The 20,232-nt window shown below is 43.2% G+C and carries 21 protein-coding genes; 2 read left to right on the plus strand and 19 right to left on the minus strand.

Features of this window, described 5'->3' with window-relative positions; translation table 11 throughout:
• Position 1 precedes the first annotated feature (1 nt).
• The 14 genes from ACJ28U_RS07950 to ACJ28U_RS08015 form a co-directional block, all read right to left on the minus strand.
• Entirely contained in the window at positions 2 to 643 is a 642-nt protein-coding gene (locus ACJ28U_RS07950) for a hypothetical protein (protein WP_407618901.1), read from the minus strand.
• A 474-nt stretch (positions 644 to 1,117) separates the two neighbouring features.
• Entirely contained in the window at positions 1,118 to 1,513 is a 396-nt protein-coding gene (locus tag ACJ28U_RS07955; RefSeq protein ID WP_407618902.1) for a hypothetical protein, read from the minus strand.
• Between the two features lie 260 nt (positions 1,514 to 1,773).
• Positions 1,774 to 1,929, minus strand: a complete 156-nt coding sequence (locus tag ACJ28U_RS07960) for a hypothetical protein (RefSeq protein WP_407618903.1) — start codon at positions 1,927 to 1,929, stop codon at positions 1,774 to 1,776.
• Positions 1,930 to 1,948: 19 nt separating this feature from the next.
• Positions 1,949 to 2,260 carry a hypothetical protein gene (locus tag ACJ28U_RS07965; protein ID WP_407618904.1) on the minus strand — a complete coding sequence of 104 codons (312 nt, stop codon included), beginning with the start codon at positions 2,258 to 2,260 and terminating at the stop codon, positions 1,949 to 1,951.
• 243 nt (positions 2,261 to 2,503) lie between these two features.
• Positions 2,504 to 3,766, minus strand: coding sequence for a phage/plasmid primase, P4 family (locus ACJ28U_RS07970; protein ID WP_407618905.1), 1,263 nt, complete (start codon positions 3,764 to 3,766; stop codon positions 2,504 to 2,506).
• A complete protein-coding gene (locus ACJ28U_RS07975; protein WP_407618906.1) occupies positions 3,766 to 4,671 on the minus strand; it encodes a hypothetical protein in 906 nt (301 codons plus the stop codon). Before ACJ28U_RS07975 ends, ACJ28U_RS07970 begins: the two co-directional genes overlap by 1 nt.
• Entirely contained in the window at positions 4,668 to 4,973 is a 306-nt protein-coding gene (locus ACJ28U_RS07980) for a hypothetical protein (RefSeq protein ID WP_407618907.1), read from the minus strand. Before ACJ28U_RS07980 ends, ACJ28U_RS07975 begins: the two co-directional genes overlap by 4 nt.
• 81 nt (positions 4,974 to 5,054) lie before the next feature.
• The gene (locus ACJ28U_RS07985) at positions 5,055 to 5,426 is read right to left on the minus strand and encodes a hypothetical protein (RefSeq protein ID WP_407618908.1); all 372 of its coding nucleotides are present in this window, start codon (positions 5,424 to 5,426) and stop codon (positions 5,055 to 5,057) included.
• Positions 5,419 to 5,787, minus strand: a complete 369-nt coding sequence (locus tag ACJ28U_RS07990) for a hypothetical protein (protein WP_407618909.1) — start codon at positions 5,785 to 5,787, stop codon at positions 5,419 to 5,421. The genes ACJ28U_RS07985 and ACJ28U_RS07990 overlap by 8 nt, the downstream gene beginning before the upstream one ends.
• Before the next feature lie 12 nt (positions 5,788 to 5,799).
• Entirely contained in the window at positions 5,800 to 6,054 is a 255-nt protein-coding gene (locus ACJ28U_RS07995) for a helix-turn-helix domain-containing protein (RefSeq protein ID WP_108730900.1), read from the minus strand.
• A gap of 304 nt (positions 6,055 to 6,358) precedes the next feature.
• The gene (locus ACJ28U_RS08000; protein ID WP_407618910.1) at positions 6,359 to 6,955 is read right to left on the minus strand and encodes a hypothetical protein; all 597 of its coding nucleotides are present in this window, start codon (positions 6,953 to 6,955) and stop codon (positions 6,359 to 6,361) included.
• A gap of 90 nt (positions 6,956 to 7,045) precedes the next feature.
• Positions 7,046 to 7,177, minus strand: coding sequence for a hypothetical protein (locus ACJ28U_RS08005; RefSeq protein ID WP_407618911.1), 132 nt, complete (start codon positions 7,175 to 7,177; stop codon positions 7,046 to 7,048).
• Positions 7,170 to 7,796 (minus strand): Rha family transcriptional regulator, encoded by a 627-nt coding sequence (locus ACJ28U_RS08010; RefSeq protein ID WP_407618912.1) that lies wholly within the window; start codon positions 7,794 to 7,796, stop codon positions 7,170 to 7,172. Before ACJ28U_RS08010 ends, ACJ28U_RS08005 begins: the two co-directional genes overlap by 8 nt.
• Before the next feature lie 113 nt (positions 7,797 to 7,909).
• Positions 7,910 to 8,101: a helix-turn-helix domain-containing protein gene (locus ACJ28U_RS08015; RefSeq protein ID WP_407618913.1), complete on the minus strand. Its 192-nt coding sequence runs from the start codon at positions 8,099 to 8,101 to the stop codon at positions 7,910 to 7,912.
• Between the two features lie 125 nt (positions 8,102 to 8,226).
• Between ACJ28U_RS08015 and ACJ28U_RS08020 the strand changes: the two genes are divergently transcribed.
• Together ACJ28U_RS08020 and ACJ28U_RS08025 are read left to right on the plus strand one after the other, a co-directional pair.
• Positions 8,227 to 8,799, plus strand: a complete 573-nt coding sequence (locus tag ACJ28U_RS08020) for a helix-turn-helix domain-containing protein (protein WP_407618914.1) — start codon at positions 8,227 to 8,229, stop codon at positions 8,797 to 8,799.
• A 795-nt stretch (positions 8,800 to 9,594) separates the two neighbouring features.
• Positions 9,595 to 10,707 carry a tyrosine-type recombinase/integrase gene (locus ACJ28U_RS08025; protein WP_407618915.1) on the plus strand — a complete coding sequence of 371 codons (1,113 nt, stop codon included), beginning with the start codon at positions 9,595 to 9,597 and terminating at the stop codon, positions 10,705 to 10,707.
• 203 nt (positions 10,708 to 10,910) lie between these two features.
• Here ACJ28U_RS08025 and ACJ28U_RS08030 read toward each other — a convergent pair whose 3' ends face one another.
• From ACJ28U_RS08030 to ACJ28U_RS08050, 5 genes are all read right to left on the minus strand, one after another.
• Positions 10,911 to 14,231, minus strand: a complete 3,321-nt coding sequence (locus ACJ28U_RS08030; RefSeq protein WP_407618916.1) for a SpaA isopeptide-forming pilin-related protein — start codon at positions 14,229 to 14,231, stop codon at positions 10,911 to 10,913.
• A gap of 461 nt (positions 14,232 to 14,692) precedes the next feature.
• Complete coding sequence (locus ACJ28U_RS08035) at positions 14,693 to 16,477, minus strand: ABC transporter ATP-binding protein (RefSeq protein WP_407618917.1); 1,785 nt, start codon at positions 16,475 to 16,477, stop codon at positions 14,693 to 14,695.
• A gap of 3 nt (positions 16,478 to 16,480) precedes the next feature.
• Positions 16,481 to 18,193, minus strand: a complete 1,713-nt coding sequence (locus tag ACJ28U_RS08040) for an ABC transporter ATP-binding protein (RefSeq protein WP_407618918.1) — start codon at positions 18,191 to 18,193, stop codon at positions 16,481 to 16,483.
• 150 nt (positions 18,194 to 18,343) lie between these two features.
• Positions 18,344 to 19,129 carry a matrixin family metalloprotease gene (locus ACJ28U_RS08045; protein ID WP_407618919.1) on the minus strand — a complete coding sequence of 262 codons (786 nt, stop codon included), beginning with the start codon at positions 19,127 to 19,129 and terminating at the stop codon, positions 18,344 to 18,346.
• Between the two features lie 47 nt (positions 19,130 to 19,176).
• The gene (locus ACJ28U_RS08050) at positions 19,177 to 20,226 is read right to left on the minus strand and encodes a YdcF family protein (protein ID WP_407618920.1); all 1,050 of its coding nucleotides are present in this window, start codon (positions 20,224 to 20,226) and stop codon (positions 19,177 to 19,179) included.
• Positions 20,227 to 20,232: the final 6 nt, after the last annotated feature.

Here is a 20,232-nt window from a genome sequence, read left to right on the forward strand (position 1 = left end):
GTTACTCCGAAATTGATTCCTCGTTATATTCTTTTACGTATTCTTCTTTGAAATACTTAAAATAAATTAAGTCCACATTAGACTCAAAACTAAAGACGTATACTACGCTGGCAACATATACCGGAACTAATGTTGCGATAGTCTTAGCAACTAAATGATGCATTACACTCGGATTTATGACATACACAACTGAAACAAGAAACATAGTAATTAGTGTAAAAAGCTCAATATTAAAAGATTTATAAGTGGACTTACTATACTCACTTAAATCTTTCGCATACTCATCTTGTTTAGATTTTGGCTTATATTTGATTAGCGGCTTTAAAACCCTTCTAATCTGCACTGACCTGAAGTAGAAAAATAAGAAACTAACCCCGAAAAAGAGTAACGATGCGACCAAGGGTATACATACGTCAAATTTATCAAACTTAATGAAATCATACAAAAAGAGCACCATCGCGCTATAAACAATAAGCGCTAAGAATGAAATAAATTTCCATGTTACGTACCATATATTGGTCGTTTTAGATATATGTTTCTCTTCTTGTATTTCAGATACCCCCTCGCTGGATGCTTCGATAGGCCCCGTCGTCTCTTCACTATCACCTACATTTTTTGGGGCTTGGTCATGGGTACCACTCATAATAAAACTATCTCCTTCAATTAAAACTCTCCTTAAAACATACCTTAAGAAACCACACAACATAGCTAACTTATAAATATTTTATACAAATTCCTAAAAACAAGACCTTCACTAATACAAGGAAAATTGCTTTTAACACCAATTTAATATAGTTATCATCCTTTAGGTATTTCACGCTATCGTCACACACCAAATTTATATAGCGCGTTTTCCTACAATCTACTTGCCCAAATAAATTGATCAGCCTCTACAAATGTCATGGACTTCACATCGTCATACTCGGCCCTATGCGCGTCTAAAAAGCATTCAGACAACTCATAGCTAGCTACACACTTGTCTAGTGTGCCGGTGAAATAGTTAGATAGTAACGTGTCGTACTTGTCAGCCATAACATCCTCTGTCTTTCTGATACAATGGAGTTACTTACTAATAATTCTTTATAAATGGCGCTGGACTACGGTTCGGCTTTTTTTATCATCCTTCCAACGTAACAACCAAGTCGTATGTATCTCTGAATGCCACAGCGAACTCTATTAAGCCTTCTCGAATTATTTCATGTGCTCGCCTTACCGAGAGATGAGTATCGCAACGAATAGCCTTGTGAGTGTCCTTTAAAATGTATTTCCGCCATATCATCACGCGCTTTCGTTCGTCTAAACTCATAAGGGCTTCTATTAAGCTGTTTGCATATCCAACTACATCATCAGTTAATGGTCTCCCCGTCATCGGGACCCTGTTAAGCTGTTCGGGGGCTGCCTGATAAACATCAAACTGGGAAATAAACAAAATTCTAATTGCCTCCGACTTTAAAAAGTCCCTAACCTCTTTTGCTGTTGTTGCGTTATCTACCGTTTCAACTAACTTTGCCATATACTCACCTCATCTTTTCACGCCTGCAAATTACATATATTTATTGTACAATGTGTTCAATAATAAAAGGATCACTTCTTTCAAACTTATTTTTCTGGGAGATCTACAAAAAAACAACACACTATCATCGTTTGTTCTCTATATGTACACTCATGCCCCGTCTGTCTCTTTTACCAATATGGTCAACAAATGTAAACATGCAACTATTCTCATAAAAAAACGCCGGCAAGTCTTTAAACTTACCAACGTTCTAATTATATTTATTTCAACTTACGGGCAATTTCCATTAAGGCGGCTGCCTTTACATATTCGATACGTCCTAGATCACTTAGTTTTGACTTATCAACAGTATCTAAAAATTTATGCAACTTAATGCGTTCGCCCTCGTAATATTCTCCACTGTTCCATGCTGCCATATTCGTTCCTCTTTTCTACTTATTTGATAAACGCTTCTAACTTTTCAATACGTGCCTCTAATCTTTCAACATATTCACGTATATTTGTATCGTCATAATATGCAATCATCAGATCATTTTCTAATCCATCCAATCGTGCTTCTATTTCGTTTACGTGACCGTCCATATTTTCGTCTTCATTATCAGCGTACGCCTTAGTCGCTGTTAAAGAATCAAATAGTACGTCACGTAATGCCTCATCATCAATCACAGTCAATGATTTCTTGACTGCGTTACGCCATTCCTTGGTGTTATCTACTGTTGCTCTTGGATCGTAATGTTCGTATCTCACCTTGCTGTCCTACTCTCTAAAATTCGGTTTCAATTTCTAAACTTATCACTCCCTTATCACTCTCTTATCGCTATAAACCGCGGTATTATCGCAATTATCAACTTATCAATAATTTGTTACTTACATACACAGTAAGCACTACATCTGACCTTATATAGCTAATTAAATATTGATAAGTGTGATAAGTGTGATAATACCGGTCTTTGCGTTGATAAGAAGATGATAAGTTTTGATAAGTGAGCATCACAGAAGTTCTACCTTCGTGTAAAAGTTACCATCAACACCAATATTAAAATTATGCGGTAATAAGACAGCCAGCCGTCTTGTGTTTGGAAAACTAACTTCTTTTGGTAAATAGTATTTTGCTTTCAATGCTTGGTGTAATTCGCCACGTCGGACCCGGTCTTGTGTATCGCCCGTTTCAACGATAACCAATGGCAAAGACTGTTCTAAGTGGTATACCTCATCTTCATCATCAGCTTGTGCGTTCACAATATTAGTTGCATCAGATAGCCAACGCTTAGGCACTTGCCAATCAGGATCATAAGCGTCCACAATCATGTTGAATATACCGGCACGTTCATCCTTTGCTTGCTTAATTAGCGTTGCCGCTTCTTGGTCATTACGTACAAACTTTTTTGTGAACTCCACAATGGCAATGCGATTGCGGGTGGCGTCATCTGCATTTTTAAAACTTGGTACATCATTTACCAGCAATACAACGGGGCTAATGACATTAGCACTCTGTTGCTTCTTGTTGCCTTTTGCTTCAAATTTCACAGTTGAACCTTCACCAGCTACTAGCTGTTTTATCAGGTTGCCTTCTAGTTCTACCCCTCGCTTCATCTCATCCGAAAATAAGAATCGACTGTTGTTAATCGAGTTCAAGCCAACTACAAAGTTGCTACTTTTATTGATGAATGTCTCACTGTCTAGCTTAGTGGCATAACCATCAGATTCCTCACTCCCCAAGGCGTTCTCCATCAGATTCCACAGGGTACTTTTAGCATTGTCACCGTCCCCATGAATAATAAAAAAAGTCTTTAGTCGATTATTTCCAAAAAGCTGATACCCAAATAACTTCAACAAATCATCAGACAAATTAGGGTATTCAGGTGTATTGTAATTATTCAATAACGTTGTAAAGGCTGGTGCATTTGCTCGTGGGTCGTACTCCGGCAGGATATGATCGAATAATCGACTGCCACGCGGTTCCAATTGTTTTGTATCAATGTTGAATACCCCGTGATAAGTGTTAATTAGATTCGGGTCATTATTTACCCCTACGCTATTAGCTTCGGCCTTTACCAAGGTTGTAATATTCTTCAAAAGTCGGCTGTTCAAACGTCCTTTACGCTTTAGGAACACATACACTGCATTTTCACCAAATACCGGCGCCTCCTTTGCAAATTCTTCTAGCAAAACTTGTTCCTTATCTTTTTCCAACTTAATAGGTTGCTCCAACGACAATTCTGCTAGTTCTTGCTCATTCAAACTTTCCGCCATTAGTACCTCCAATTCTTCACCCAACTTTTAAACTTTGGACCCAATTCACTAATTGGAATCGGGTCACTTCCTAAACTATTTAAATGCTCTACGACATCCAACGTGAATCGTATATTGCCACCAGTATTTCGATAAACCCAACCGCCTACACTTGTTAGCATGTTATCCCAGCCTCCAAACAACCCGTAATTATTCTCAGGGTCTAGTAGTGCTGTAACCATTCTTGCGTTAGTGACCATCCAAGGTTTTCGATCTTCGTTGTTCTCAAAACGTTGCGAGCTTTTTGATTGCTTAGGTTCATATCGGTTTGGGTTCTCATCAAATATTTTGACGAATTCATCCACCGGCAAAGCCATCGTGTCGTTTGCGTTAATCACAGGCTCACTGTGCTCGTTTTGCGTTGTTAGTACATATGTACCAGCCAACTGCTTAAACTGCCTTGTCGCCCCTGCTTCATCCGCTGTGACGTTTAGTAAATAGCTCACCACTCGCCACACCTTGATATAGTCATCTGGCGGTGCTGGTCGGCTTAAGTCGATACCAATACGTATTCGTGCACCTTCCTTAATACCATTGCTGATTGTTGGATAGGCGACTAGATTGTACTGGTTTAATAACCCAGTAGTTATCCTGTCTCTCACTTCGTTATACGTGGATTCATTACCATCCACATCCAAAAACAAGATGGTCCGGGCTGTCACTTCACTATCTGCCCGGGCTGTTCCGTCAACAAGCCCATAAACGACGTACGGTGCACTGGTATGTTTAAAGGTCTCCAGTTGGTTGTTCGTCAGGTTCTGCGCTTGTGTCGGTGTTGCTGTGGTCGTGACAAGGTGTGCGAAATCATCGATACCCTCGACTACTGTATATTGTTTGGCCAATACGCCCATTTGTGCATAAATCATCTCTTTTTCCTCAACACAAACTCTCGTGTACGGCCGTTCGCTACATCTTCTTCAAGAAGGTCAGCAATCTTAGGCAAATCATCACTTGTATATTGTTTATCATTAGAAAAATTGTTCAAAAAAATAAGTAAGTCATCTCCGTAACCCAAAACACCGCTCTTATAGCCGTTTTCAATGAGAAATACCGCAGCTTCATACTTATCATATTCAGCATAGTCACGTACTTTAAGAAAACTTTCTATTTGAACTGCCGCTTCCTCCGGTGTTAAGTATCCCTTGTCCAAATCATCAACTTCATTCATAATTTAAATAATCTCCTTTTTCTTTTTGAGATGCTCACGGTATCTGTCGGAAAACTTCGCCGTGAGTAAGGTACAGAGCAACTATGCGTGTTCAATCGAACGCCTATGGTTGCTTTTTTTGTTATCGTTGAAATTGTTATGCCACGTATGTAAATCAATTGACCGTAACTTTTCAGCACGTTTCAACTCCTCTAATGCTTGGGCCGTGAGTGGAGCGATCGCATTATTTCGTTCTTCATCACTGGTAATTAGGTAGTACCCACTAGGCGTACTGCGTCGGCTACCAATTGGCACACCCTTATGGTTAATCAGGAACGCCACCCATGCCGTTATTGTGCGTTTGTTAGTATTTAGTCGTGCCGCAATGTCCGCAATGCTCACTGGCTTCTCTGCCCCTTCTGGTAGCATTGCCACCAATTGCTCAAGCTGTTCCGTTAATGTTTCTTCACTCATCTGTATCCACTCCTTTCAAATCACCCAACTTCGCGTTTATCACTTCAAGTACATGTTTCTTCGTGTACTGCGTTAGATCCGTTTCTGTAATCGCTTGTGCAGTAGCTGATACAGCCAGCATGAAACCTAGTTCAAAATCTGAACTCGTCTTTGGCTTATCCAATTCACTTAATAGACCGCGCACCTTGCTTGTCACCATATAGGGCAACTCATCGGCTGTTTTTGCACTGATAAGTGCTTGTAAGGTCAAGGCCACCCCACTCGTTGCAATAACGGCCAGTTGACCGTGACCGCTTTCCTTAATCAGATCATTCACATCACTTGCCACCAGTTTAATTGTGGCGTTGTCTAGTCCTTTCATCTCATCACCTCTTTATAATCGCTTTATAGCTTCGTCCAGTTCCGATTGATGAAACAATTCCCGTGCCACACCAAATTCAAACAGTGAATGTGGCTTGATAACGCCTTTATCTATCAATTTCTGAAATGTCTTAGGCGACACATCCAAATAGTTATAAGCCTTAATCTTAGATAACCACGGGCTTTTCTCTGGCGCCGTGACTGCTGCGGTTAGCCGGTCTAGCGCCGCCACTAAGCTCTCAATATCTGGTATACTGGTAGCATTCATAAATAAAACCGTGTCCTTTCTTTTGGGTGCGTGGTAACGATTAGTAACGGGCTTTGGTCGGCACAGGTTACTAGTCGTTTTTTCTTTGTGGTGAGTTGGCTGCTCGCATTCTGTTTATTTTCGATAAACACAAAGACTTTCCACTGGGCAGTTTAACGACTTGCTTGGGTCACATTATGTACACCAGCCACCACATACAAGGCACTGGCACGGTAATAACTAATAAAGTTGTCCTTTAATTAGTTTGTTGTGTATGTATGACGCCACCAGTGAGCCGTGTGTGCTTGTCCTGTGGCGTCTGCGTTTAGTTGTTTTCGTTAAACTCTCGGTCTGCCTTGGCACGTTTCAAGCCGTCTTGTACCTTCTCGGCCAATTCCGCCAATACATCATTTGCTTCATGCTTGTCCTCTGAATTGATGGCACCGTTCAACTTCTCGGTTAATTCAAACAAGTTAAACGGATCTTGTGCAGCGCTTCGTGGGTCTGCATAAGTACGGGCAATTTCTTCCATGTACTTAACATGTGCTAGTGCCGCTTCAATGTCTTTACACTCAATCGCCTTGTATAGCTTTCCAGTTGCGTCATATAGCCCCATTGGGTCATTAGGTTGTTGACTAGTAGCCGGTGCTAAATCAAACGTTGCTACGCTCCCCATATCCTTGGCCAACTCTTCAATAGACATCGTCAGGCGGACCCATGCGTCTGTTACCATTGGGCTTTGTTCGACTGCCCCAACTGCGTCACCTTCCACTGTTTCCATATCTACTGCGTGCATTGCCGCCAACAATTCGGACACAGTCCCCACTAAATCGTACTTATCCGGTACATTGACCGTTACAGGTACATACTGTTCCGTTTGCAATGCTGGGTGCTTCTTTGCCGTGTAGTCATGCTTATTCATAATCAAAACCATCTTTCTTTGGTATTGGGGATGCATCCCCATGCGTTAATATTTACTGTGGCAGTTTTCAGACTTGCCAAGGTCACATCTCTAATCGTCTCCGTCTTCAATAACCAATGCGCCCAAGTAGAAGTCCGTAATAATTGAAATGACCCAAGCTAACCCGCCTAAACCAGTTAGTAACCAAAACATCGGTAACAAAACGTGCCATTGATTAAGCATTAACCGCACCTCGTCCCTTTAATACCGTTGCCTTAATCTCTTGGTAGCTGTACCCGTTCAAGATAAGTTGCTTCATCAACTCTTTAACACGTTCCAAATGTTCCAACTGCGATGAGTTCAACGCCTCTTTTGCATCAGTTACATCAAACGTTGTCTTAAGTTGCTTGGCATTCTTACCCGTGACAACTTTCAACGCTAAGTTATGGATCGTTGCATACATATGCGGGTTATCTGGCCAACTATCATGGACCACTTCACTAAGTGACTTATTCACTGGCTTAATGTTGGCAAGGGCAATTGTCTTATGTGCTAGTTCCTCACGTTGTGAATAGAACGCGGCAACTAAATTTCTTTTGAACTCAACAACCGTATCCGTGTTACGCATCAATGCGATAAGAAAAGTTGCTTGTTGCTCGTTGTAGTGCCAAACTTTCCGCGTCTGTCCGCTTGGTAAAGACGAATTTTTAAAAACCAGCTTTCCAAACTCCTCTAATTCATCGCGATACTTGTTAGTTAGGTGTCGGACGTGTTCAACAGATACACCCGTATACTTCGCTACAATCTCGCTGGTCGTGTAAACACCTTCGGCTGGTGTGCCATACATTACTGAATCTTCCATGGTATAATTACCTCCGTAATATTCACTTCGTTTGAGTTACAGCAAAAACGATCTTTCTACTCATCATTTTTGCATCGACGCCACGGCCTGCTCGCTGTGGCGTTTTTTGCGTCTTAAATCAACTTATAAAGCCACTGGTTTAACTTGTTTGCTGTGGTTGGCCGTATGTCCTCCTTTGCACCTTTTAACAATTTATCCAACGTCCAACGGCTAACCCCCGTTTGTCGTGATAATTCGATAACTGAAATATTTTGCTCGCCTCGCTTGCGTCTTAATGCTTTCAGCATTTCGTTTGATACTTTCATAGGTTCTCCTTTAACACCAATTCGGTGTTTCAATGCATATTAATATAAACACCATTTTGGTGTAAGTCAAGACGATTACTCCAAAATGGTGTTTTATGATATTATTTAATTTGGAGGTAGCGCTAATGAACAGGCTTATACAGTTACGAAAAGAAAAAGGTGTTTCTCAATCTAAAGTCGCTTCTGAAATTGGTATTTCTCAACAAGCATACGCTCGATACGAACATGAGGAACGAGAACCGAAACTAGATACATGGAAAAAACTAGCTGATTATTTCGATGTCACCGTTCCGTATTTACAAGGTATATCACCATTTAGAACAACTGTTACAGAGTTCTTTGATGAGGATGAATTTGACGAAAACGGCGCTCCGACTCCAGAGCACATTAGCAATATGAAAAAAATTGTTGATTCTCATAAAATAGACGACGCAGCTAGATTAAGCCGCAGTATCAATCGGATAACTTCGGACCCGGAAATCAATAAAGAAATAGACAATAATATATCTAACTTTGACGACAGATTATTAATCAGTCGGTTGTACGAAGGCATAACATATGGTTTGGGACCATTGCTATTTGTGAACAAAGGAATTGGAGACAACAAAGATTTGCTTATTGAAGTCGCCAAACAGCTAGACGAAATAAATGAAAAATTGATTGATGCGTCTGGTTTCCGAAATCGCATGGATCAATAAAGAGAATTAACGCTGTGCCCATTTGTGGGCATGAGGTTCACCACTTTGTGCGAACGCCCTAATCTTAATTTAGGTCACCACTTTAGGCTCATTCTTCCGCACTTGTGAGGAAAGACCAATAAATCATTCCAATACGGAATATATAGCGCCTCAAGTGGCGCCGGTCACTTCAAAGTGACCAGAAAATATGTGTGTCTCGTTGTTGTTGATACTCCAATATGGGGATGACAACAAAAAAATTGTTTCGTTTAAAATGAGACCGAAATAACAAGCGTGGTTGCAAACACACTTGTAAACCTGACGTTGTTCTATGGGATAACAGCTTAATCGTTGCCACACATGGCTACGGTCTAAGTTCAACTTAGGTCACGTTCCCAACTTGTTGGGAAAATTCTCCACAAGTGGGGAAAACACAGCATGATCCAATAACTAACGGTCGTACTTGCGGGTACTACCGTTAAAATAACAAGCTCTAATACACTAACGGGCGTACTTACAGGTACGGAGGTTCAAAATAACAGGTGTACCTGCGGGTACGCTTGTTGCATCCCCACTCCTGGGGATACTTAGCGTTATCTTTTTCAATTAGCAGGCATTGCTAATCGAGGGTATGCGCAATATCACGCCAACCAAACGGGGGTTCGTTAATTTTGACGGCACCCCAAAAATTGAGCCCTGCGGAAATGCCCGCTACCTCTTCACATACTCAAACCTTAATGCCATACATAGAGTTGGCTGCTCGCATGGAAAGGCTTAACTATGAGTATTACGAAACAAAAAAACGGCACCTACTCCGTGCGTATCCGTTGGACGGACAAACAGGGTAAACGCCGTGAAAAAACTAAGACTAAATTTGAAACTAAAACACTAGCAAAGCATTGGGAACGGCAAGCCACTTTAGATGCTGACGCCGGTAAATTTGATGGTGTCACTACTGATTTGACCGTTAATGAACTTGTTGATATGTATCTGCAAGAATACGTGCGCGGTAAAAGGCTATCAACCACAAGCAAGGTGGCCCGTTCATTTGAAATGTACGTGCTCACGCCTAAATGGTTCGATAACGTCAAAGTTGCCAAACTATCCAAAGTTGAATTACAACGCTGGGTTAATTGGTTAGCGGGCCAGTTCTCATCGTACAAGCGTAAAGTGGATCATTTCAGAAAAGCATTAGATATTGCGGTATCTTATGAACTATTAGAAAGTAACCCGCTTAATGACGTTCGATACCCTACGGCAGTGTCAAAACCTGATAGGTCATATCGAGTTGAATTTTATGACCGTCAGCAACTTCAAACATTCATGCAAGCTGTACAAGACAAGTATGATAATGCTATCAACTATCACAAGTACGCCTATCTCCGTTTGTTAGCATTTACGGGGATGCGCAATGGTGAGGCAAGGGCCCTTGAGTGGTCCGATATTCATTTAGACGGCAAAGAGCCACATATTATTGTTAGCAAAACCACTAGCGAAACAACTGGCCATGGTGTCGTTATCAACCCACCTAAAACAAAGGCGGGCAATCGCAAGGTTATGTTAGACGAAAAAACCGCCGGCATCCTAAGACACTGGCGGGCTAGTCAAGGACAGCAAATGATGAAACGTGGTAGATCTGCCAATGGCATTGTTTGGACCAATCAGCGACTTGATAATCGCATTTCAGGCAATCAACCACGTTCGTGGCTACTATCAGCAATACGCGATGCGGACGTCCCTCAAATTAACATTCACGGGTTACGGCACACATATATCACACTTGCGGTTCAAGCTGGCATGGATATTAAGACTTTGCAGTCACAAGTTGGACACGATGACGTAAAAACTACCTTAGCAATTTATGCTACCGTCACAGATGAAATGCGATCAAAGACGGCCGATATTTTCACTCAATTAGTCAGCTTTTAATGACAAGTGGGGGAGTAACTGGGGGAGTGAATAGAATTTAATACTGAAAACGCCTATACGACAAGGGTTTCAAGCTGATTGGTCGGTTCCCAGCCAGAGCAGTTGCCGGACCCCGTTTCTTAATTGAAACGGGGTCTTTTTCATTCACCCTTTCACCGGCATAAAGAAAAGAGCAATTGTATCGCTACAATTGCTCTCATCAATTAATCATTAAACTTACGCTTCAACGTCAATGCACCTGCTGCACCAACCAGAATCAAACCAACAATCACAAAGCCCATAATGCCCGTTCCACCCGTAACCGGGAAGATTGATTGCAAAGGCTCTTGCTCCTTGTTTTCAACCGTGAACGTCGTCGTAAAGATGTTCTTGTTTTGGTCTGGCTTAATCCATTCCGTTACCGTCCCATCCTTATCAGTCTTCACAAACAATACCTTTTCGTTCGCCAAGTCCGCCGGCACTGTTACACCAGTTTGCGTTGTGAAATCCGCTTGCTTCAAAACCTTGAAGTAAACATCTTCTGCGCGTTCGTAACCAGTTGGCACCGTCGACTCATTCAATGTGTACAACTTGTTGAACTCAAGTGTTTGACCAGTTGGCATCGTGTGCATACCAGTCGTATCATCCTTGTTCATGCCAATCTTTTGAGTCACATCCGTGAAGTATTGGAAGACTGCACCAGCCAATGGCTTGTTGTCTTGATCAACCTTCTTCACTTGGAAGACCGCCTTGATATCCAATTGGTTAGGCACATTAGCTGTGACGCTACCGTCCTTCGCGTCAACATTTGTCAAAACGGCTGGATTTGTCGTTTCCTTAAATGTCGATGTGTAAGCATCACCTGTACCGTCCGCATTAGCTGTCAACTTAGCACCAACATTGAACGTGACGTCCGTTACCTTCACATAACCATCCGGCGCCGTTTCGATCAATTGGTATTGACCAACCGGCAAGTTGTTCCACGTCCAGCTTGTGTCAGTTGTTGATGATGCAGCAATTGTTGTTGCCGTCGTCAACGTCTTGTAAGCTGAAATTTCAGCTGATGCAAAACTTGCAGCCGTCCAAGCTGAAGGCTCACCGACCTTCTTTAGCTCAAACTTGGCACCTGCCAAAGCAGCCCCAGCTTCGTCAACCTTGTTGATAGTAACGTTAGTGGTTGGCAACTTCTTCAACTTAGTATCAACTTCTTCGGTGCGCTTAGTAGACGTACCATCATCACCCAAGCCAGTAATCACAGTTGCCGTGTTTTTCCACTCATCATCATAGAAACCACTAGCTAACTTAGCATCCACTTGCACATCTAAGCGCAACGCCATATTTTGGCCATTGAAATCAGCCTTTTTAATGGCGGTCGGATTAAGTGTTACCGTCACCTTTTGGCCACTAATGGCAACCGTATAATCTGACTTGGCATAAGCTGTACCATCCGTCTTGTACAACGCTACCGAACTTGCACCATTACGCAATGAAATATCAGTTGGCAAAGTATCTTCAAATACCAAGCTCGTTGGCACCATCAGTGAAGATGTACCAATATCATACGTTTGTTGCTTGACCCAGTACGTAAAGTTGAACTTATCTGCATTAGTTGTTGACGTAATGGCAACATTCTTCTCATGCAAGTTTCCCTTGCCCGCATCATTTGCGATGTCAGCATATGTTTGATCATCCGTCGTGACGAGCTTTTGTGGCTCAGTCAACGCAATCGGATGCGTCAAAGCAGATGAAATTGTCTGCCATGTATTTCCATCACCTGTGTAAAGCGTGAAATTATATTGCTGACCTTCCAAAGGATACGTCAAGGCAGCCTTTTCAAAGTTAACACCATCTAGCATATCCTGGAAATTTTGGTTATCTCCATTCCAAGGTTTAGCGTCTGGTCCAGTTGAATAGATACCGTGGGCTGTTGAGTACCAGTGGAACTGACCATATCCTGACTTTTGCATAAACGAGCCCTTGGCGGTTTCAACTGTCAACGTACCAGCTCCACCAACAACTGTTTCTGCATACTTGTCAGGAGAATAATTAGCCCAACCATTGCCACCTTGTCCATTAATATTCTTCGTATACGGATCCCAAGTAAAGTCATTTGGCGCATTTTTGGCAGAACCCGATTCTGAAGCGTCCGAGTTCTGCGCACGGCCAAAGTTATTCAAAGATGAAAATGTGATTTGTGCATCATCTGTACTATCAACTTGAATCTTCTTGGTAAACTGACCGTCCTCCAAAGCAAAGAATTGTAGCTTAATATCCAACGAATCAATCTCGTGGTAAATCAACCCTGAGTACAAGTTGTTAGGAATATCAATAAAACGCATATCTCCCAACATATTGTGCCCTGTGATGCCTGATGACGGCTTAATGTTAGAAATCGTCATCGTCGCCCCTAACGGATGCAACTCACCACTACCGTCCGTGTAGTCACCGACGTGGTCATAAACAACAGTGAATTCTGCACCATTCATCGCGGCGTCATTTTGGAAAGCAATCGTGTAAGCAGAACGGTTATCTGCACCGGCTCCTTGCTCATATTGCTGATGATAACCCGTCCGCACCTTTGTTTGATCCGCGTTATTATCGTTCTCTGACCCATCGATTTGTGTGACATAAGAAATGTCTGACTTACGATAAATCGAGATTGGCGCATCATAACCCGTATCAGCCGTGTCCTTGATATCTGCTTGCGCGACCTTATTACTCCAAATGCGGAAGTTATTTGGATCCGTCTTCCCAGTATCCTTCAACGGCGTCGTACGAACCGTGCGCTCAATCAGGATACCTGAAATAGCCTCACCCGACACAACATCCGTAATCGTCCGGTTGTAGTAAGCGTTTGGATCCTCTTCATCATTTGGCGCTGGCACAGACACTTCCGGATCATCTGGGTTCGGCGTTGCTTCCTCACCTTCGTAACCGTTCACCTTGGCCTGAATCGTCATCTTAGCATCGTCTGGCAACAGGCTAACTGGTGCCACCTTAGTTGCTTCCTTCTTGCTAGTTGATTCAGCGTCAGCCGTTGCCTTAACTGCCTTCGTCTCAGCCACCTCTTGCGTCAACGACAATCCGATTGGCAATGACACTGCCCGTTTCTCATCGTTGGTTGACGTTGCGGTCAAGTTTAGTGAGTGCCCATCATCATTATCATAAATGGTGAAAGCTCCCAATTCCCCTGTCTTAGCATCCCAAGACTTACCGTCAACCTTAAAGTCCGTCAGACCTGCCTTCTTAGCTGCTGCTGGATCGATTTTGAACGTCACCTTGTCCCAATTGGGCCACTTTGACTCCTTATCGATAAAGTTCAGCTTCCAAGAGACATCACGCCCACTCTGCCATTGCCAGCCATCACCATCCCCAGCAGTAACGGTCAGTCGATCAGATTTATACAGCGTTTTTTCCGCCGCATAGACTGTCTTGGCTAACAAACCCATGTTGGTCACATAAGGAACAACCAGTGCTATCAAACCGACAACCGCCCACCAGAAACGCAACCGCTTGTTGGGTAGAATACCCCGGTGTGTTTCCATAAACATCACTCCTTTTCATGCTATTTTCTGTTTCCAGCGTAATGGACCAAATATCCACTACTGCACTCTCATAGAATAGCGAAGCAATGTAGTTATCTTTTGCCGGGGTCTTAACGAAACTTTGAAGTCTTTTGAAGAATTATCCGCACCCTTCAAACCCCTTGACGATTTTGTGCATTTTCAAACAATCTTCATAAATCAAACTAATTTTCAGCAAATCCCACGACGAAAACCGTCATATTTACAATTCATAATAAGTATTTGTAAGAGGGTTGAACGTAACTTACATGGGGAAAATACATATATAGGCCGGTAGCTATCACATCGATAGTCACCGGCCTATTTTTTATACAATGAGATTAAATCATCTCATTTTTCGAAAATTCGCTATTTTGAGATTAAATCATCCCATTCCACCAAAAAAGCCGCACTGCATCTCTGCAGTACGACTTAATCATTAACTATTCAAATACCATTTGGTTGGTGTACAACTCAGCGTAGAAGCCGCCTTGTGCCAACAACTCGGCGTGGCTACCTTGCTCAATAACGTTACCATCACGCAAGACCACAATCTTATCCGCGTTCAAAATCGTCTTCAAACGGTGCGCGATGACGAAACTCGTTCGACCGGCAATCACGTTATCCATCGCCTTTTGAATCTTAGCTTCTGTCACCGTATCAACGTTTGACGTCGCCTCATCCAAAATCAACAAGTCAGGCGCCGTCAAAATCGTCCGTGCGATTGACAACAATTGCTTCTGACCAGTTGAGAAGACTGAATTTTCATCAGACACTTCAGTATCGTAACCCTTTTCCAACGTCATGATAAAGTCGTGAATATTCGCTTGCTTAGCCGCATCAATCACTTCAGCATCAGTTGCATCAGGCTTACCAAATGTGATGTTGTCACGAATCGTACCAGTGAACAAAACAGAGTCTTGCAACACAATCCCGACGTTATCACGCAATGATTGTAGATCCATGTCACGAACGTCGATGCCATCGAACTTAACCGCACCACCTGTTACGTCATAGAAACGGTTCAACAAATTCATGACAGTCGTCTTACCAGAACCGGTTGGTCCAACCAAGGCCACCATTTGTCCCTTATCAACTTCAATGTTGATACCATGCAAAATTTCACGATCTTCGTTATAACCAAAGTGCACATCGTCCAACACAATCTTGTCTTGGACACCGTTAAACTGCACCCCATTAGCTGGGTTAATTTCATCATCTTGCTCGAAGACTTCGTTCAAACGGTGCGCACCCGTCATCGCCAACTGCAACATGTTGTAAGTTGACGTGATTTGGGTGATTGGCTGGTAGTATTGTTGTGAAAATGACACGAAGGTCACAATCAATCCCAAGCCAGCGGCACGGGCTGACAAATCACCGTTCAACGCTTGCGTAGCACCGTAGAAAATAACGATAGCCAAATTGAACAAACCCATACCTTGCATCAATGGGAACAAGACACCTGACCATGTTTGACCAAGCGTTGACGCACGACGCACCTTGTCGTTGTGAGCCACAAAGCCCTTGATTGACTCTTCTTGCAAGCCGTTGGTGATAATCACCTTTTCACCATTAATTTGCTCATTAATGTAACCGTTCAAGTGACCCACTTCAGCTTGTTGTGCATCGACGAACTTCTTCGCTTGTACAATAATCAACGCTGCCAAGATAACCGCAACGGGTGTTGAGGCAATCGTGACCCACGCCATCTTAGGGCTCTCATTGAACATCATCCACACAACCCCAACCAACATAGCCACTTGTGAGAACAATTGGAAGATGGCTTGGTTCATCGCATTAAAGATGTTATCCAAATCTGACGTGAAACGTGACAACACTTCACCGTCTTGGTGTGAATCGAAGTAACGAACCGTCATCCGTTGCATCTTGCCAAACAAGCCCTTACGCATTTGGTTCACTGAGTTGGAAGCGACGATTGATTGAATCATCGCGTTGATAAACAAGCCAACCAGCATCAACAAAACAAAGGCCGCAAACGTCCACAACGCATGGTGGAAGTCAGCCAAACTCGCTTGGCTCGCTGTCATCGGGTTCAACTTCACCATCAAATACTTCGATAGCTCTGTAATTGAACGTCCCATGTAAACTGGCGCTTTAACTTGGGCCCACGTTGCAAAAATCGTGAAGACCACAATCGCAATCATCGCCACCCAGTAGCGCTTAAAATAATGAGCAAAGAAGCGGACTGATTCAGTAATATTCTTCATCGTTTATGCCTCCTGCGCCTTTTGTGTCTTATAAATTTCTTGATAAATTGGGGATGTTTCCACCAATTCTTGGTGCGCACCTTCCGCAACCAATGCCCCATCTTCCAAAACCAAAATACGATCAGCGTTAATCACTGAAGAAATCTTTTCCGCAATGATAAACGTCGTCGTATCTTGCAATTCGTTATCAAGGGCTTCCTTAACCAACTTTTCTGACTTGGCATCCAACGCTGACGTTGAATCGTCCAAAATCAAAATCTTTGGATCACCAATCACCCCACGGGCAATTGACAAACGTTGCTTTTGACCACCAGAGAAGTTTGATGAGCGCTCCTCAACTACGTGTTCATACGTATCTTCATAGCGTTCAACGAATTCAGCTGCTTGCGCAATCTGCGCTGCACGCTTCATATCTTGCTCTTGTGCATCCGACTTACCTTGACGCAAGTTATCTGAAATCTTACCAGAGAACAACGTTGCGCGTTGCAAAACGAACGACACCGTCTTGCGCAACGATGACTCGTTGGCATCCTTCAAATCAACCCCACCGACCTTAACGGTTCCTTCGGTTGGATCAAACAAACGCGGAATCAGTTGCGCCATTGACGACTTACCTGAACCCGTTGCGCCGACAATACCAATCATTTCACCAGGTTGCACCTTGAATGAAATGTGCTTCAAGGTTGGCTTATCATCCCCTGGATACGTGAATGACACGTCGTCAAATTCAACAGCTCCGGTCAAATCTTGCGCCGGCACATCCTTATAACCCAAATCTGGCTTCGTATCCATGATTTCAGAAATACGACCCATTGACACAAATCCACGTGCCGCAAAGGTCATCATCATTCCACCAACAATAATGGCTTGCATGATAATCATCAGATAATTCGTAAACCCGGTAATTTGTGCCAGCATCTTAGGCTCAGTCCCAACCATATTTCCAACGAAGTAGATGGCCACAACCATCAAGCCTTGCCCAATAAACATGAAGGCGGGCATGATAATTGAGAAGAGGTACCCAATTTGCAAATTAACGTGGTTCAATTCGTCAGAAACATCATCAAAACGCTTTTGTTCATTACCTTCTTGGTTGAATGACTTCACGACACGAACACCTTGGAGGTTTTCCTTTGCCTTCGCATTCACTCGGTCAATCAATCCTTGAATCATCCCGAAGCGCTTACCCATGTTGCCCATGACCAACGCTGAAACAGCACCGACCAAGATAACCATGACGACGATGATCCACCATAACTTGGGAATTGAATTAACTGCCAAGATAAAGCCACCAATGAACAAAATCGGCATACGTAGCAATGGCTGCATCATCATCATCAAAATACTTTGAATTTGTTGCACGTCATTGGTTAGACGCACAACCAAGTTACCCGCTGAAAATTGCTCGATATTGCCAAATGAAAATGTTTGAATCTTACGGTAAGCTGCTTCACGGACATCAGATGCAATTCCTTGCGATGCACGCGCTGCAAAAATTGTATTCACAATCCCCGCAATCAAACCAATCCCCGCAATCACCAACAATTGCAACCCGATATGACGCACCTTAGTCATATTGTCATCTGAGATTGCTTGGACAATCTTAGAAAGCAATGTTGGTTGGAATAGCATCGCCATCGCCATGATAATAACCGTGATGATAGCGAGTACTAAATCGAGTTTGTACCGCTTAAAATACGGCTTTAACAAACGCATAGTTTCCCCTCCAATTAATAAATTATTTCTATCGTTAGTGAACCATTCTAACATTCTTTTTCAGTTTTTTGTCAATTTAGTTAACAAAAAAATTTGAAACCACGCAAAAAGCGCAACCCATGTGATGTACACCGGTTGCGCTTTGAATATCTATTTCAATGACGCGAATTTCTTGGCCCGTTGTTCAGCACTAACGACACTGCGTCGGGTAAGCAAAATCGTTGCCACAATCGCAACCGTCACCATCCCCAGTAACCCAGCAATCAAATGATAAAAGATGCTAGGCACTTTGGCCGGAATTGCCAACCAAGCTGTCATTTGATTTGACACGTTTTGCGAATCCAACCAATTAGACGAATGATCCGACACGTCTGACAAAACTGATGGTTTCACCGTAAAAGGCAGGTGTTGCAAATCCCAACCCGTAATACGTTGCGTAGGTCCTAAATTACGCGGGTACATAATATCATGGTCATCGGTTGTATTATGTTGCAGCCCCAAGGCGTGACCAAGTTCGTGTTCCCAAACCGACACCACCAAATCATGGCGCTTCATATAGGCCGTTTTCGCAAACGCACGTTCAATTTCACGTTGATATAACGTAATCACGACCGTCCGCTTATCACCAAGGGTTGTCGTCTCCGTCAGACCCAGCGGATCATCAGCTCCTGGTGAAGCGACACCATCTTCGCTCCACATCATGGTCACATTCACCGCCTCTGGATCAGTCGGATTCCCGCTAAACAAAGTTGGCATTTGGAGCGTATCCGTCCAAATTGCCATCGCGGCTTTTGCCTCAGTCTGTTGTTTTGCCGGTATCCCTGACATATCAACAGCATAAGTCGTCGCCGCCTCAGCAACCATCCCATGACTGCGCACCATTAACGCAACCACCATCGTGGCGATAACTAGCATCGCCCCTTTTAAAAATCGCATCCCAAAACTCTCTAATCTCTCACTATTAAATCCGCTCTTTGTCCTCTCTACTTAACAAAGAACGTGGCAATCATCATCACTACTGCAACCACAAAAGCCAAGCCCGTCACCGCCATGTGTAAACGACGGTGCATGTTCAATACCGCAATGTACTCACGAATGAATGCTGGAATACGGTAATAGAATGGGGTGTTACCACCTCGACCTTGGGCCAGCACGTCAAAACGGCGCGCCTGGAGGCCAGCACGGAACACGTGGTACTCACTCGTGAAGTACACAAATTCAGGATCGAACTTGCCAGTTGCCTTACTAATAATATCACGAGAAAAGCGCATATTTTCGCGCGTCGTGCGACTCTGATCTTCCAAAAGTGTTTTATCAGCGGGATAGTTTAGTGTTGCAACGGCATAATCGCGCATTGCTTGGGCTTCTGAAACCTTTTCGTCGCCCCCTTTACCACCGGAAAAGACAATCGTTGGATAAACGCCCGTTGCGTCAAAGCGACGTTGTGCAGCGTCAGTTGCCGCCTTAATTCGGTTACCCAACAACTTACCAACGGTTTCACCATTCACCAGACCAGCACCCAAGACAACGTAGTAATCAGATTCACGCTTACGTGTCACCGCCGCGTAGACAATCGCTGACACCAAGAAAATGATGAAAATTAACATGAAGTAAAGTTCCATCACCCGGGCAAAAATAAACAGTGTTGCCAACCACGTTGGTGCGTGTTGCATCATGGCATCAATCATGTTGAAAACCATCAACCCCAAGAACAACAATGGTAACAATAAGTTTGGCAACGTGTGGTGCTCTTTACGCCAGACTTGCCATGAGTAATAAACCACAGCTAAGTCGAAGAAGACGGATAGGAACAAGAAAATCGCCAAGAACAAGGCAAAAATCATTGCAAAGGCGAAAATTCCCGTACCGCCAAGTTGCACCAAAATCATCGTAATCGAGATAGCGGCGAAAAAGAGCGTAAATAACGTCCAAACACCAAGCCACATCGACCGCGGATCCGCATTAATCACGCGCCACAACGCATACCCGCTTAAGACAAATAACAATAACGCAATTAGTGTAACAAATAGCATAAAGCC

The sequence above is a fragment of the Weissella sp. MSCH1 genome (genome assembly GCF_045799135.1).
Lineage (GTDB): Bacteria > Bacillota > Bacilli > Lactobacillales > Lactobacillaceae > Weissella.

Excerpts from the sequence above, each read along its gene's own strand:
- ACJ28U_RS07950 (WP_407618901.1), bottom strand. The coding sequence starts at position 643 with ATGAGTGGTACCCATGACCAAGCCCCAAAAAATGTAGGTGATAGTGAA.
- ACJ28U_RS07955 (WP_407618902.1), bottom strand. The coding sequence starts at position 1,513 with ATGGCAAAGTTAGTTGAAACGGTAGATAACGCAACAACAGCAAAAGAG.
- ACJ28U_RS07960 (WP_407618903.1), bottom strand. The coding sequence starts at position 1,929 with ATGGCAGCATGGAACAGTGGAGAATATTACGAGGGCGAACGCATTAAG.
- ACJ28U_RS07970 (WP_407618905.1), bottom strand. The coding sequence starts at position 3,766 with ATGGCGGAAAGTTTGAATGAGCAAGAACTAGCAGAATTGTCGTTGGAG.
- ACJ28U_RS07975 (WP_407618906.1), bottom strand. The coding sequence starts at position 4,671 with ATGATTTATGCACAAATGGGCGTATTGGCCAAACAATATACAGTAGTC.
- ACJ28U_RS07980 (WP_407618907.1), bottom strand. The coding sequence starts at position 4,973 with ATGAATGAAGTTGATGATTTGGACAAGGGATACTTAACACCGGAGGAA.
- ACJ28U_RS07985 (WP_407618908.1), bottom strand. The coding sequence starts at position 5,426 with ATGAGTGAAGAAACATTAACGGAACAGCTTGAGCAATTGGTGGCAATG.
- ACJ28U_RS07990 (WP_407618909.1), bottom strand. The coding sequence starts at position 5,787 with ATGAAAGGACTAGACAACGCCACAATTAAACTGGTGGCAAGTGATGTG.
- ACJ28U_RS07995 (WP_108730900.1), bottom strand. The coding sequence starts at position 6,054 with ATGAATGCTACCAGTATACCAGATATTGAGAGCTTAGTGGCGGCGCTA.
- ACJ28U_RS08000 (WP_407618910.1), bottom strand. The coding sequence starts at position 6,955 with ATGAATAAGCATGACTACACGGCAAAGAAGCACCCAGCATTGCAAACG.
- ACJ28U_RS08005 (WP_407618911.1), bottom strand. The coding sequence starts at position 7,177 with ATGCTTAATCAATGGCACGTTTTGTTACCGATGTTTTGGTTACTAACT.
- ACJ28U_RS08010 (WP_407618912.1), bottom strand. The coding sequence starts at position 7,796 with ATGGAAGATTCAGTAATGTATGGCACACCAGCCGAAGGTGTTTACACG.
- ACJ28U_RS08015 (WP_407618913.1), bottom strand. The coding sequence starts at position 8,101 with ATGAAAGTATCAAACGAAATGCTGAAAGCATTAAGACGCAAGCGAGGC.
- ACJ28U_RS08020 (WP_407618914.1), top strand. The coding sequence starts at position 8,227 with ATGAACAGGCTTATACAGTTACGAAAAGAAAAAGGTGTTTCTCAATCT.
- ACJ28U_RS08030 (WP_407618916.1), bottom strand. The coding sequence starts at position 14,231 with ATGGAAACACACCGGGGTATTCTACCCAACAAGCGGTTGCGTTTCTGG.
- ACJ28U_RS08035 (WP_407618917.1), bottom strand. The coding sequence starts at position 16,477 with ATGAAGAATATTACTGAATCAGTCCGCTTCTTTGCTCATTATTTTAAG.
- ACJ28U_RS08040 (WP_407618918.1), bottom strand. The coding sequence starts at position 18,193 with ATGCGTTTGTTAAAGCCGTATTTTAAGCGGTACAAACTCGATTTAGTA.
- ACJ28U_RS08045 (WP_407618919.1), bottom strand. The coding sequence starts at position 19,129 with ATGCGATTTTTAAAAGGGGCGATGCTAGTTATCGCCACGATGGTGGTT.
- ACJ28U_RS08050 (WP_407618920.1), bottom strand. The coding sequence starts at position 20,226 with ATGCTATTTGTTACACTAATTGCGTTATTGTTATTTGTCTTAAGCGGG.